The 12,844-nt window shown below is 65.0% G+C and carries 12 protein-coding genes and 1 pseudogene; 6 read left to right on the forward strand and 7 right to left on the reverse strand.

The window, feature by feature from the left end; translation table 11 throughout:
• From GZ092_RS18590 to GZ092_RS18605, 4 genes and pseudogenes are all read right to left on the reverse strand, one after another.
• Window positions 1–346: pseudogene (locus GZ092_RS18590) on the reverse strand (hypothetical protein); the annotation flags it as partial.
• A 397-nt stretch (window positions 347–743) separates the two neighbouring features.
• The gene (locus GZ092_RS18595; RefSeq protein WP_293638553.1) at window positions 744–1,475 is read right to left on the reverse strand and encodes an alpha/beta hydrolase; all 732 of its coding nucleotides are present in this window, start codon (window positions 1,473–1,475) and stop codon (window positions 744–746) included.
• Window positions 1,475–2,722: a CaiB/BaiF CoA-transferase family protein gene (locus tag GZ092_RS18600; protein WP_293638555.1), complete on the reverse strand. Its 1,248-nt coding sequence runs from the start codon at window positions 2,720–2,722 to the stop codon at window positions 1,475–1,477. The genes GZ092_RS18595 and GZ092_RS18600 overlap by 1 nt, the downstream gene beginning before the upstream one ends.
• A gap of 102 nt (window positions 2,723–2,824) precedes the next feature.
• A complete protein-coding gene (locus GZ092_RS18605) occupies window positions 2,825–4,774 on the reverse strand; it encodes a PEP/pyruvate-binding domain-containing protein (RefSeq protein ID WP_293638557.1) in 1,950 nt (649 codons plus the stop codon).
• Window positions 4,775–5,110: 336 nt separating this feature from the next.
• On the opposite strand from GZ092_RS18605, the gene GZ092_RS18610 reads away from it, so the two are divergent.
• The 5 genes from GZ092_RS18610 (at window position 5,111) to ptsP (ending at window position 9,646) form a co-directional block, all read left to right on the forward strand.
• Window positions 5,111–5,623 carry a hypothetical protein gene (locus GZ092_RS18610; protein WP_293638559.1) on the forward strand — a complete coding sequence of 171 codons (513 nt, stop codon included), beginning with the start codon at window positions 5,111–5,113 and terminating at the stop codon, window positions 5,621–5,623.
• Between the two features lie 4 nt (window positions 5,624–5,627).
• Entirely contained in the window at window positions 5,628–6,890 is a 1,263-nt protein-coding gene (locus GZ092_RS18615) for an MFS transporter (RefSeq protein ID WP_293638561.1), read from the forward strand.
• Between the two features lie 5 nt (window positions 6,891–6,895).
• The gene (locus GZ092_RS18620; protein WP_293638563.1) at window positions 6,896–7,339 is read left to right on the forward strand and encodes a PTS fructose transporter subunit IIA; all 444 of its coding nucleotides are present in this window, start codon (window positions 6,896–6,898) and stop codon (window positions 7,337–7,339) included.
• Window positions 7,308–7,577 (forward strand): HPr family phosphocarrier protein, encoded by a 270-nt coding sequence (locus GZ092_RS18625; protein ID WP_293638565.1) that lies wholly within the window; start codon window positions 7,308–7,310, stop codon window positions 7,575–7,577. The genes GZ092_RS18620 and GZ092_RS18625 overlap by 32 nt, the downstream gene beginning before the upstream one ends.
• Before the next feature lie 284 nt (window positions 7,578–7,861).
• Window positions 7,862–9,646 carry a phosphoenolpyruvate--protein phosphotransferase gene (gene ptsP, locus GZ092_RS18630; protein WP_293638567.1) on the forward strand — a complete coding sequence of 595 codons (1,785 nt, stop codon included), beginning with the start codon at window positions 7,862–7,864 and terminating at the stop codon, window positions 9,644–9,646.
• Between the two features lie 166 nt (window positions 9,647–9,812).
• Here ptsP and GZ092_RS18635 read toward each other — a convergent pair whose 3' ends face one another.
• Window positions 9,813–10,655, reverse strand: coding sequence for a DMT family transporter (locus tag GZ092_RS18635; protein WP_293638568.1), 843 nt, complete (start codon window positions 10,653–10,655; stop codon window positions 9,813–9,815).
• 255 nt (window positions 10,656–10,910) lie between these two features.
• On the opposite strand from GZ092_RS18635, the gene GZ092_RS18640 reads away from it, so the two are divergent.
• Window positions 10,911–11,093 (forward strand): hypothetical protein, encoded by a 183-nt coding sequence (locus GZ092_RS18640; RefSeq protein ID WP_293638569.1) that lies wholly within the window; start codon window positions 10,911–10,913, stop codon window positions 11,091–11,093.
• 15 nt (window positions 11,094–11,108) lie between these two features.
• On the opposite strand, the gene lipA is transcribed toward GZ092_RS18640, so the two are convergent.
• Together lipA and lipB are read right to left on the reverse strand one after the other, a co-directional pair.
• Window positions 11,109–12,107, reverse strand: coding sequence for a lipoyl synthase (lipA, locus tag GZ092_RS18645; RefSeq protein WP_293638570.1), 999 nt, complete (start codon window positions 12,105–12,107; stop codon window positions 11,109–11,111).
• 28 nt (window positions 12,108–12,135) lie between these two features.
• Window positions 12,136–12,840 (reverse strand): lipoyl(octanoyl) transferase LipB, encoded by a 705-nt coding sequence (gene lipB, locus GZ092_RS18650; RefSeq protein ID WP_293638572.1) that lies wholly within the window; start codon window positions 12,838–12,840, stop codon window positions 12,136–12,138.
• Between the last annotated feature and the right edge of the window lie 4 nt (window positions 12,841–12,844).

The following is a 12,844-nucleotide window of genomic DNA, read 5'->3' on the forward strand; positions in this document are numbered from 1 at the left end:
TGCCGCCACGCAGCAAGCCCGAACCGCCGGTGCCGCCGGCGCCGCCTGTGAGCACGCCGGAATGGGTGCCGCTGCTGCTTGCCTGTACGGCGGCAGCGCCTGCAGAGCCGTTCGCGCCGTTAATAAAGCCGTTGGCGCCGTTGGCGCCCTGGGTGCCCGTGATGGCTCCGGCGGTGTCCTGTGCCCAGGCGCTGGCGCCCGCCAGCGTCGCCAGTGCAATCAGGCAGGCGCTGGCCAGCCGGGTCCGGCGTGGCGGGCAGGTTTCGCCGCCGGTGGCCGAGGTCGCCTGGCGGCTGCCTTTGGCAACTTCGGAAACAGCCTGGCAGGCGCCGGTGGAGTGGTTCAAAACAAGGCTGTAAATTTGATTCATGGTGCGGACCTGTCAGTCGTTGAAGGTGAAGTCTTCATTGCGTTGCGCTGTCTCGACAATTCAAAACCCGTGGGGCGGGGGTTGGAGTCTGTCGAGACTGGGCACGTTTCTTTCATAATTTTTCATCCCGCTGGTTTGAGCGGTGGATGCAATTATTGAAACGGCTGGTGACAGCTGCAATGAGCCGCTTGGACTAATCCCCCGCACTGGAATTTGTGCAGCGTCTTGATGTCGGGCCGTTGCGGCGGCCATCGGACGATGTGCAAAGGAAGTCAGCCGGCCTCGTTTTGCTGCCCGCAACGCATGAATTTGTAACGGCAGCGGCCGTCAACAATCCATGAAACGGTCGGTATTTTTGACGGACGATGCCTGTTCAGGCGCTGCAGCCGAGCAGGATTTCAACCAAAGCCGCAGGCTCGCTGACCATCGGGTCATGGCCGGTTTGAAGCTCGATATAGCGCCCCTGGGGCAGCCAGGCGCCGTTCCAGAACAGCGGGTCCCGGGCCCGCAGGCGGCTTGGTGCGATGGTTGCCAGGGCAGGCTCGGTGCAGCTGACAAAGGTGCGCGGCACGGCGGCGACGCGCTCCATGTCGAACTGCAAAGGTGCCTGGTAGGTGTTGCCGGGGTGCGGCGTCTGCCGGCGCCGGACCCATTCGCGGTCGGCATCCTTGAGGCCAAAGACCTCCGGATCGGGCGGCGGAAAGCTGAAATGTGGCGACGCCTGGGCTGCCGCCAGGCGCTGCTGCTGGGTGGCGCCGGACTGCGTGCTGCTCCAGCTTTCGCCGGGCTTGGGCAGCACCGCATCGACATACACCAGATGCTTCAGGCGCTGGCCCAAGCGGTCGGCTACCGCCGTGCCGATCATGCCGGCGTAGGAATGCACGGCGAGCACCACGTCGTCCAGTTCTTCGGCCTCGATCAGATGGAGCACGTCGTCGATGTGCGTGTCCAGCGTGATGCTGGCGGACAACAGATGGGCGCGTTCGCCCAGGCCGGTCAGCGTGACCGCATGCACCCGGTGGCCCTGCTGTTGCAGCGCCTGGCTCACACGCTGCCAGCACCAGCCGCCGTGCCAGGCGCCATGCACGAGGACAAAATTGGCCATCAGATCACCTTTGTATTTTTTAACTCCAGCAATTGCGCTTCGGAGTAATGCAGGACCTCGCGCAGCACTTCGTCGGTGTGCTGGCCCAGCAGCGGCGGTGCCAAGCCGCCCTGGCCCGGCCCACGCACCGGCGTGGCGCTGAGCTTGATCGGGCTGGCCACCAGCGACAGATCGCTTTTGAACGGATGCTGCCAGTGCGTGACCATGTCGCGGGCTTCGATCTGCGGATCGGTGAAGACCTCTGCCAGGTTGTTGATGGCGCCGCAAGGCACCTTGGCGCCTTCCAGCGCGGCCAGCCAGTCGGTCTTGCCGCGCAGCTTCATGACGCTTTCAAGAATCGGCACCAGCTGGCTGCGGTTCAACACCCGGTCGCGGTTCTTGGCAAACAGCGGATTCACGCCGAGTTCGGGAATGCCCGCGACCTTGCAAAATTTCACGTATTGCGAATCGTTGCCTACGGCCAGGATCAGATGGTCTTTGCTGCCGTCGGCGGCGGGCGCGACCTCGAACACCTGGTAAGGCACGATGTTCTGGTGCGCATTGCCGACGCGCTGCGGCACCTTGCCGCTGACCAGATAATTCGCTCCCAGATTGGCCAGCATGGCGACCTGCGTGTCGAGCAGCGCCATGTCCACCTGCTGGCCTTCGCCGGTCTTTTCGGCATGGCGCAGCGCCGCCAAAATGCCGACGGTGGCATACATGCCGGTCATCAGGTCGGCCACGGCGACGCCGACTTTTTGCGGACCCCCGCCCAGGTCGTCGCGCTCGCCGGTCACGCTCATCAGCCCGCCCATGCCCTGGATGGCATAGTCGTAGCCGGCGCGCTCGGCATACGGGCCGTTCTGGCCGAAGCCGGTGACCGAGCAGTACACCAGGCGCGGATTCAGCGTTTTCAGGCAGGCGTAATCGAGGCCGTAGCGCGCCATGTCGCCGACCTTGAAATTCTCGACGAACACGTCGCAGTGCAGCACCAGTTCACGAATCAGGGCTTGCCCGGCCGGCTGGGCTATGTCGCAGGTCACCGAGCGCTTGTTGCGGTTGGCGCCCAGGTAATAGGCGGCTTCATGCGTTTCCGTGCCGTCGTCGTTTTTCAGGAAGGGCGGCCCCCAGGTGCGGGTGTCGTCGCCGCTGCCGGGGCGCTCGATCTTGATGACATCGGCGCCCAGGTCGGCCAGCGTCTGGGTACACCACGGGCCCGCGAGCACGCGGGATAAATCGAGAATGCGGATGCCTTGAAGAGAGTTCATGGGCTTATTTTGCCTGCGTATCGGCACAAATTCGCAAGCTCTTTTTTTGATAGCTGCAAACCCTTTGCAGGCGAGCGGAAATGGCCTTTTTGGCTACAAATATCAGGGTCTGGACGGCGCGGTGCTGCGGTCCACATAGGGCCGCGCCTGCAGCAGCGCGATGCGGCCGCCGACCGTGGCCCATTCGATGTCCTGGTCCACGCCGCCAAACACCTGCTTGACCGCCGCGCCGACGCCGGCCAGGCGCAGCACCAGCGTGTCGTTCAGCACGACGCGGCCGACCTCGACCGGCACTTCCCTCACGCCGCCGCCTGCGTCGAGTTGCAGCGCGGTGTGGTCGGCCGAGCGGCTGAGCACCTGGATCGCCCGGGACCAGCTTGAATACGTCACCTGTTCGGCCACGCGCTGGCCTTCGACCACCCGGATGCCGATGCCGCGCTTGGCAGAAAGGTAGGTGACATGCCAGCCGCCAGCGCTGAACGGGTCGCGGGTGATCATCACGCCGGCGTTGGCCGCGTCGATGGCGGTCTGCACGAAAACGCCCATCATCACCGCGTCGGCAGGAAAGCGCGCCGCGCCGCGTGCCTCCCAGGCTTCAAAGTTGAATACCGAGGCCCAGACCGTCTTCACCGCACGCTCCAGCGCCTCGCCGGTCAGTACATTCGGCACGGTGGTGTAGAGGCCAGCGCCGCTGAAGCCGGGCAAATCCTCTGAATTGGACGAGCTGCGCACGAACACGCCCCGGCCGCCCAGCTGGTTTTGCCAGCGCCCCTGCCATTCGGCCACCGTCGGGCGGTCCAGCGGCCACTGAACGATCTCGCCGCGCAGACGGGTCAGCGCCTCCTTGCGGATTTTCGGGTCGGTCTTGAAGCCCGGCAGTTGCTGCATCCGCGCCAGCCGGTCGGCCAGGCGGTGGGTGCGCATGAAACGGTCGTAATGCGAAAACGGAATGCAAAAGCCATCGGGAACAAACGTGCCGGCAATGCCCGCGAGCTGCAGGGCGCCCAGGTTGGCGGCCTTGGCGCCGCATTGCGCGCTGTGCCGGGGCCGCAGGGCGACCAGCGGCCAGAGGCGGGTTTCGTCCAGATCGGGCCTGGCGACGGGCACGACTTTCTGGGGGATCACCTGTTTTTGACGAAGCTGCCAGGCAGCAATTTCCGGCTCCGTCAGGCGGCGCAGCGCGTAGCCGGACGCCGCTACCTTCAGCTCGACCCACTGCCCCGCTTGCGCGCGCAGCAGGCTGGCCGCATCACGCACATAAGCATTCGGAATGCCCCAGCCCTTGGCCAGCAGGTTGACATGCGACAGCACCGTCGAGGCCCGCTCGGTCAGCACCCCGGCAACCGGCGCCAGGCTGAGCGGCACCTGCCGGAGCACGGCAATGTCGTCCGGCCGCAGCGTGTCTGCGTCGTCGGTTGTCTCCACGATGCGCAGCCGGCCGGTGGCCACGCCCGGATTCAGCGACATGAAGGGCTGCTGGCGAATCAGCGCTTCCTGGGTGACGAAGGCCAGCCCCATCTTCTGGGCGAGGCGCTCGTGCAGCGTCGAGCTGGTCTTGAGTTGGAGCGGTGCGAAAAAGCTGGCCTTGAGGAGCTGGTCGGCCTGGCGCAGCAGCGGCTCGGTCAGCTGGTCGCCTTCCCAGAATTCGTAGGTGAAGGCGGCGATGTCCGGCTGCCAGCTGACCGTGCCGAACAGAAAGCGGCGGTCCGGGCGCAGGTAGTTGCTTTTGATGGTCTGCTCGTCGGCACGCGGCATCAGGCCGGTCTGGCGGACAAAATGCTCGTGCAGGCCAAAGCGCGGCGTGTTCAGGTAGTGCATGCGCGCCGGCACGGGCAGCCGGTCGATGGCAAACATCACATGCGGCAGCGCCGTCGCCGTTCCGGGGTTGTGGACACGGGCCAGCGCGTCAAACTCGGCCTGGCTGCGCAGGGCGGGCAGGGCATCGGGGGCACGGGCCGCAGCCTGGCTGGCAAGCGGCGCCGGCTGGGCCTGCGCGACGGGCGTCATGCACAGCCCCGCCAGCAGCAGGAAAAGCGGAGCGGCAAGTGTCATGGCATGGCGGGCGTTGAGGGTTCAAGGCAAAAGCGCAGTTTAGGACCAACGCCCCTTGCTTTCAACCGGCCTTGTCATGTGGCCAGCCGCAGGCCCTGCGGCGTTTGCTATTGAATCAATAGCTATAAACATAGGACCTTCTTGCGGAGGAGGCACTTTCATGCCTGAAAACAGCTTGGCGCACGACAGCCTTGTTCGCCGGCTGTCACCTGCGCCTTGTCAAACCTGGTGCCCGGCACGGGACCGCGCCGATTGCCTGTAAAGTGCAAGGCCTGCGGAAGGGTCGCAGTTTTTGACAAGGCTGGGGTGCGCTGGATGTTTCGATTTTCGATTTTGATGAACGCCGGACTGGCCGCCCTGCTGGTGCTGGCCGGCTGCAGTCCAGCCCTCAACTGGCGCGAAGTACGGCCCGAAGGCACGCGCCTGAACCTGCTGCTGCCGTGCAAACCCGACAAGGCGCAAAAGGTCGTTCCGCTCGGCGGGCGGGCAACGCCGCTGTCGATGCTTGGCTGCGATGCGGACGGCGCAACCTTTGCCGTCGCCATCGCCGATGTGGGCGACCCCTTGCAGGCGGCTTCGGTCCTGGCGCTGTGGCAGGACCTGACGCTGGCCAACATGAAGGCCACGCGCGCCAGCCGCCAGTTGCTCCTCCTGAACGTTCCCGGTGCATCGCCCGGTATCCCCGTCACCCGCCTGCAGGCGCAGGGACAGCGCGGCGATGGCACCGCCGTCAGCGGGCAGGCCGCGTATTTTGCGCAGGGCTCGCAATTGTTCCAGGTGGTGATGTATGCGCCGCACATCACGCCCGATGTGGCCGAAACGTTTTTTTCCAGCCTGAAGTTTGAATGACGCCGTGACGCCAAGAAATGCAATCCCTCTGCCGGACCGGCTGGGCGCCGGCGCGGCCACCCTGGTGTTTCTGGCGTTTGCGGCGGCTTACTTTGTCTCGGCGCTGCTGCGCGCCATCACTGCCACGCTCGCGCCGGTGCTGACGCAGGAGTTCGCGCTGCAGGCGCGGGACCTGGGGCTGCTGGCTGGCGGTTATTTTCTGGGCTTTGCCGCTGTCCAGTTGCCGTTGGGCACCTGGCTGGACCGGCATGGGCCCAAGCGCGTCATCCTGTGGTTTTTGAGCCTGGCGGTGATCGGCTGTCTGGCGTTTTCAGCCGCCAGCAGTTTTACCGGGCTGCTGACCGCGCGCGTGCTGCTCGGCATGGGCGTGGGCGCCTGCCTGATGGCCGCGCTGACCGGCTACCGCCGCTGGTTTGACGCGGCCACGCTGCTGCGCACCAATTCATGGATGCTGATGACCGGCTCGCTCGGCATGCTGGCCTCGACGCTGCCGGTGCAGTGGCTGATGCCGCTGACCGGCTGGCGGGCGCTGTTCTGGCTGCTGGCGGGGCTGGTTGTGTTGTCGATGGCGGCGATTGCCTGGGTCGTGCCGGGCTGGCGGGCGACTGCGCTGCCGGTGCCCGCCGGGTTGAGCCCGGAAAGCGCCATTCACGAGGAAGCCGGTTATGCGCCCATCTGGCGCAGCCGCTATTTCCACAAGATGGCGCCGCTGGCTTTCTTCAACTACGGCGGCATGGTCGCCATCCAGACGCTGTGGGCCGGGCCCTGGATGGTGCGGGTGACCGGCAACACCCCGCTGGAATCGGCCACCGGCCTTTTCTGGATCAATGCCAGCATGCTGGTGACCTTCTGGAGCTGGGGCATGGTCAACCCCCACCTAGCCCGCCGTGGCTGGTCGGCTGCGCGCCTGATCGCCTGGGGGGTTCCGCTCAGCCTGGCGGTGCTGGCGTTCAATATCTTTGCCGGCACGGCCACCGGCTGGCTGGGCTGGGCACTGTTTTGCGTGACTTCCAGCGTGCTGGGCCTGGCCCAGCCAGCCGTCGGCATGTCGTTTCGGGCCAGTCTGGCCGGGCGCGCGCTGTCGGCCTTCAACCTGGTGATTTTTGCCGGGGTGTTTGTCGCCCAGTGGGGCCTGGGGCTGCTGATGGACGGTTTTGCGGCCATGGGCCTGGCGCAGGTCGCCAGCTTCCAGGCGGCCATGGCGGTGTATTTGTGTTGCGGTATCGCTGCCTATGGCTACTTTGTCAGTGTGAACGCTGATAATTGAGCGCAATGAACGGCATTTTCATCATCGCCCATGCACCGCTGGCCTCTGCCTTTCTCCAGTGCGTGCGCCATGTCTTTCCAGACATTGATGCCGGCGTGCAGGCGTTCGACGTGCAGCCCCAGACGCCTCCCGAAGAAACCCTGGCGCAGGCCGGCCTGGTGCTCAGTCAGCTTGGCCTGCCGCAGGCGCTGGTGCTGACCGATATTTTTGGAGCAACGCCCTGCAACGTCGCGCAAAAGCTGGCAGACGGCATCAACACCAAGCTGGTGACCGGCATGAACCTGCCCATGCTGCTGCGCGCCGTGTGCTACCGCCACGAAGCGCTCGACACGCTGGTGGCGCGCGCGCTGGCCGGCGCCAGCCAGGGCGTGATGCAGGTGGCCGTGACCGCACCGCAAAACCAGATACAACGAAACCATGATCAAGACCCGCACGACCATCAGCAATAAGCTGGGCCTGCATGCCAGAGCTTCCGCCAAATTCACCAAACTCGCCGGCAGTTTTCGCAGCGAGGTCTGGATGAGCAAGGGCGAGCGCCGCGTCAATGCCAAGAGCATCATGGGCGTGATGATGCTGGCCGCCGGCATCGGCAGCAGTGTCGAGATCGAAACCGATGGCCAGGACGAGCACGCCGCCATGCAGGCCTTGCTGGCGCTGGTGGCGGACAAATTCGGCGAAGGGGAATAAATGCCCCCACGGTCGCTCACTGCGTGTAGCTCCCTGCCCCCCGAGGGGGCCGCCCCGCCTGCAGTCCGGCAAAGCCGGGAACCTTGCCCCCACGGTCGCTCACTGCGTGTAGCTCCCTGCCCCCCGAGGGGGCCGCTGCGCCTGCGGCCCGGCAAAGCCGGTTCGGCGGCCCTGGCTGGAATGGAACGCCGCGCGCCCGGTTTTGCTCCTTCCCCCTCTGGGGGAAGGCCAGGATGGGGGCTGCCTGGCACGCGGCGCGCTTGCTGTTTCACCAAAGGCCGCCCATGACGTTTTCCGTTCACGGCCTGGCGGTGTCTCGCGGCGTGGCGATTGGACGCGCGGTGCTGGTGGCGTCGAGCCGGGCTGATGTCAGCCATTACTTCATCGACCCGGCCACCACCGATGACGAGATTGCGCGTGTCAGGCTGTCGCGCAATGCCGTCATGGAAGAAATCATGCGTTTGCAGCACGACCTGCCCAAGGACGCGCCCCATGAAATCGCCGCGCTGCTCGACGTCCACCTCATGCTGCTGCAGGACGAAATGCTGATCGGCGGCGTGAAGCACTGGATCACCGATCGCCATTACAACGCCGAATGGGCGCTGACGACGCAGTACGAAATCATTGCGCGCCAGTTCGACGAGATGGAGGACGCCTACCTGCGCGAGCGCAAGGCTGACCTGGAGCAGGTCGTCGAGCGCATCCTGTGCCACATGAAAGGCTCGGCCTCGCCGCTGCAGGCCGCCCGCCAGGGCGCGGCGCGTGCCGGCAGCAGCCGCCGCCAGTCGCAGCAGGACCTGCTGCTCGACGACACGCTGGACGTGCCGCTGGTTCTGGTGGCGCACGACATTTCACCGGCCGACATGCTGCAGTTCAAGCAGAGCCTGTTCGCCGGCTTTGCCACCGACGTGGGCGGGCGCACCTCGCACACCGCCATCGTCGCGCGCAGCATGGACATTCCGGCGGTGGTCGGCGCACGCAGCGCCAGCCAGCTGATCAAGCAGGACGACTGGGTCATCATCGACGGCGATGCCGGCGTGCTGATCGTCGATCCGTCGCCCATCATCCTGGCCGAATACGGCTTCAAGCAGCGCCAGGGCGAGCTGGAGCGCCAGCGGTTGAACCGCTTGCGCCACACCCCGGCGCTGACGATGGACGGGCAGCGTATCGAGTTGCTGGCCAACATCGAAATGCCCGACGACACGCTGGGCGCGGTCGAGGCCGGCGCGGTGGGCGTGGGGCTGTTCCGCAGCGAATTTTTGTTCATGGGCCGCAATGGCAAGCTGCCTGACGAGAACGAGCAGTATTTTGCCTATCGCCGGGCCATCGAAGGCATGCAGGGCATGCCGGTGACCATCCGCACCGTCGATATCGGCTCCGACAAGCCGCTGGACCGGCCGACCGCCAAGGCGCAGGAGGGCCACCTGAACCCGGCGCTCGGGCTGCGCGCCATACGCTGGAGCCTGGCCGACCCGCCGATGTTCTTGACGCAGTTGCGCGCCATCCTGCGTGCCGCTGCCCATGGCCAGGTCAACCTGCTCGTGCCCATGCTGGCCCACGCCAGCGAAATCCGCCAGACGCTTGACTTGATCAACCAGGCGCGCGCGCAGCTTGACGCCCGGGGCTTCGTCTATGGACCGGTGCGGCTGGGCGCGATGATCGAGATTCCGGCGGCGGCGCTGACGGTGCCGGTGTTCCTCAAGTATTTTGATTTTTTGTCGATTGGCACCAACGACCTGACGCAGTACACGCTGGCGATTGACCGCTCCGACGAGGCCGTCGCGCACCTGTACGACCCCTGCCATCCGGCGGTGCTGCGGCTGGTGGCCGACACGATTGCCGAATGCACTGCCCAGGGCAAGGGCGTCAGCGTCTGCGGCGAGATGGCCGGCGATGTCCACATGACGCGGCTGCTGCTCGGGCTGGGTCTGCGGAGTTTTTCAATGCATCCGTCGCAGATCCTGGCCGTCAAGCAGCAAATCCTGCGGGCAGATGCCGGCAAGCTCAGGCTGTGGGCGCAGGAAGTGCTGAACAGCGAAGACCCCTCGGTGATGCTGCAGGCCCGTTGATGGCGCAGGAAGGTGCCTGTTTCAACGACGGCTCAGGCGCTGATTTGCTATTAAAAATATAGCTGAATACGTCGGTGAAACAAGCGTATTAGCCTTAAAAAGCTTGAATTTCGCGCAGAAACCGCATTTCTGCCTCCCTGGCCGCGCAGCGCCAGACGAAGCACCGTTACCGGGTCCGGGTCCCGAGCACCGCCGCGCCCAGAATCATCGCAGCCGCCAGGCCAATGCTCCAGCTCAGGGGCCGGCCGCTGACGCCCATCAACAGCGCGGTCGAGCCCAGCGGCGTGAGGTAGCTCAAAATGCCGATCTGCCGCGCATCGCCGAGCTTGAGCGCCCGGTCCCAGAGAAAAAACGCCGCGCCCAGCGGCCCCAGCCCCATCACCGCCAGCAGCAGCCAGTCGCGACCCGACAGCACGGCTTGCGGCTCCAGCGCCCAGTGGCACAGCAGCGACAGCAGCCCCGACACCAGCCCGAACAGGCCGATGGCTGCCGTCGGAAATGGCTTGACGCGCTGGGTCAGCAGCGAATAGCTGGCCCAGATGAAGGCCGACGCCAGCGCCGGAACAAACCCCCACGACCAGCCGCCGCTGCCGGCAGCCCCGTTGCCGGCGCCCAGAATGGCAATGGCCGCTCCGGCAAATCCCAGCAAGGCTGCGACCACGTGCAGGGCGCGCAGTCTGATGCCGACCAGCAGCAGCGGCGCCAGCACCACCATGAGCAGCGGCCACAGGTAGTTGACCAGGTTCGCCTCGACCGGCGGCGCGTGGCGCAGGGCAATGAACAGCAGGAAGTGGTAGCCGAACAGGCCGCAAACACCCAGCGCCAGAGTGTTTGGTGAAATCTTCCAGGCCCGACGGTCTTTGAGCACGAAGGGCACGGCCAGCAGGCTGCCCATGAGCAGCGCGATGCCGGTCAGCAAGAAGGGCGGAATGTGCTTGAGCGACACCCCGAGAGTGGCCAGGGTGATCCACAGCGCAATGGCACCCAGGGCATAGAAGTTGGCAGGCATGGGCTGTAAGCATAGGGGCGTTTTGAAGGCCCGTGCAGGGCCACTCGCCTTATTTTCGGCATGACAAGCACCTGCCAGCATGGCCGGGGTCGCATCGCAAAATGTTACATGTTGTCGCCAGCTTCACGCTTCAGGCATGTCGCAGACACCTCGCAGGCATGTGCCGGGACTCAAATCAACCGGCACAAGCGCTTGCGGCGCTGCCGGCAACAGCATCCTGTCGCAGGCGACCTTGTGGATGACCAGGAGAAACCCATGAAAATACTTGCAGCGATCGTGCTGGTGCTGACCAGCCTGACCGGTTGTGTCGCCTATCCAGTCCCTTATGACAACGGCCCGCCGCAAGGTGAATACCGCGGACAGCACCGGGGCGACCGCGATGGCGACGGCGTGCGCAACCGGGACGACCGGCGTCCGAACAATCCCTACCGGTATTGAAAAGCCGCAGACCCGTTAATGCGCGGGTTTGTCCGCCACGCCGGCCGCATGCGCCTGCTCGTCGGCGTGGTAGCTTGAGCGCACCATCGCGCCGACGGCGGCGTGGCTGAAGCCCATCTCGTAGGCCTTTTCCTCGAACATCTTGAAGGTGTCCGGATGCACATAGCGGCGCACCGGCAGGTGCGACATGGACGGCGCGAGGTACTGGCCGATGGTCAGCATGTTGATGCCGTGGTCGCGCATGTCCTGCATGACCTGCAAAATTTCCTCGTCGGTTTCGCCCAGGCCGACCATGATGCCGCTCTTGGTCGGCACGTCCGGGTGCAGCGCCTTGAACTTCTTCAGCAGGTTCAGTGAAAACTGGTAGTCGCTGCCGGGCCGCGCTTCCTTGTACAGGCGTGGCGCGGTTTCGAGGTTGTGGTTCATCACGTCGGGCGGCGAGGCCTTCAAAATTTCCAGCGCGCGGTCGTCGCGGCCCCGGAAGTCGGGCACCAGCACCTCGATTTGCGTCATGGGCGAGAGTTCGCGGATGCGCTGGATGCATTCGACAAAATGGCCGCTGCCGCCGTCGCGCAAATCATCGCGGTCCACGCTGGTGATGACGACGTATTTCAGTTTCAGCGCAGCCACCGTGCGCGCCAGGTTCAGCGGCTCGTCCTTGTCGAGCGGGTCGGGCCGGCCGTGGCCGACATCGCAGAACGGGCAGCGGCGCGTGCATTTGTCGCCCATGATCATGAAGGTCGCCGTGCCCTTGCCAAAGCATTCGCCAATGTTCGGGCAGCTGGCTTCCTCGCACACCGTGTTGAGCTTGTTCTCGCGCAGGATCTGCTTGATCTCGTAGAAGCGCGTGGTCGGGCTGCCGGCCTTGACGCGAATCCAGTCGGGTTTTTTCAATATTTCGCCCTGCACCACCTTGACCGGAATGCGCGACAGCTTGGCCGCCGCCTTCTGCTTGGCCAGCGGGTTGTAGTTTTCCAGGCTCTGGACTTCGCGGACGACTTCAGGTGTGCTCATGGTGTGCTTGTAATGGGTTGGGGTCAGATCAAGGCGCGAGGTAAGTGGCGAGCTTTTGGCCCAGCACGTCGGCGGCATCCTGCCAGCTGGCCGAAACGCCGATTGTAGAAAGGTCTGTGGTTTTCAGGTTTGCGTAACCGCAAGGGTTGATGCGCGAGAAGGGTTGCAGGTCCATGGCCACATTCAGCGCCACCCCGTGGTAGGTGCAGTGGCGGCTGACCTTGATGCCGAGCGCGGCGATTTTGCCGAGACCTCGAAAGGGGTCGGGGGCCGGGGAGCCCTCACCCCCGCCCTCTCCCGGGGGGAGAGGGAGTGACAGCCGGGCATGCGAGAACGGGTCGTCCAGGCGCACGTAAATGCCCGGCGCGCTGCCCACGCGGTGGCCGGTCACGCCGAAATGCGCCAGCGTGCGGATCACCGACTCTTCAATCCGGTAGACATATTCCTTGACGAAGTAACCCGCCCGCTTGAGGTCGATCAGCGGATAGACCACCACCTGGCCGGGACCGTGAAACGTCACCTGGCCGCCCCGGTTGGTCTGCACCACGGGAATGTCGCCGGGGTTCAAAATATGGTCGCTTTTGCCTGCCAGCCCTTGCGTATAGACCGGCGGATGCTCGCAGATCCATAGCGCATCGGGCGTGCTGTCATCGCGTGCGGCGGTGAAATCCTGCATGGCCTGGTAAGTGGGCAGGTAATCGACCCGGCCGAGTTGTCGTGTTTCCATCGTCATCAAA

This window comes from Polaromonas sp. (assembly GCF_010365105.1).
In the GTDB taxonomy this organism is placed as follows: domain Bacteria; phylum Pseudomonadota; class Gammaproteobacteria; order Burkholderiales; family Burkholderiaceae_C; genus Polaromonas.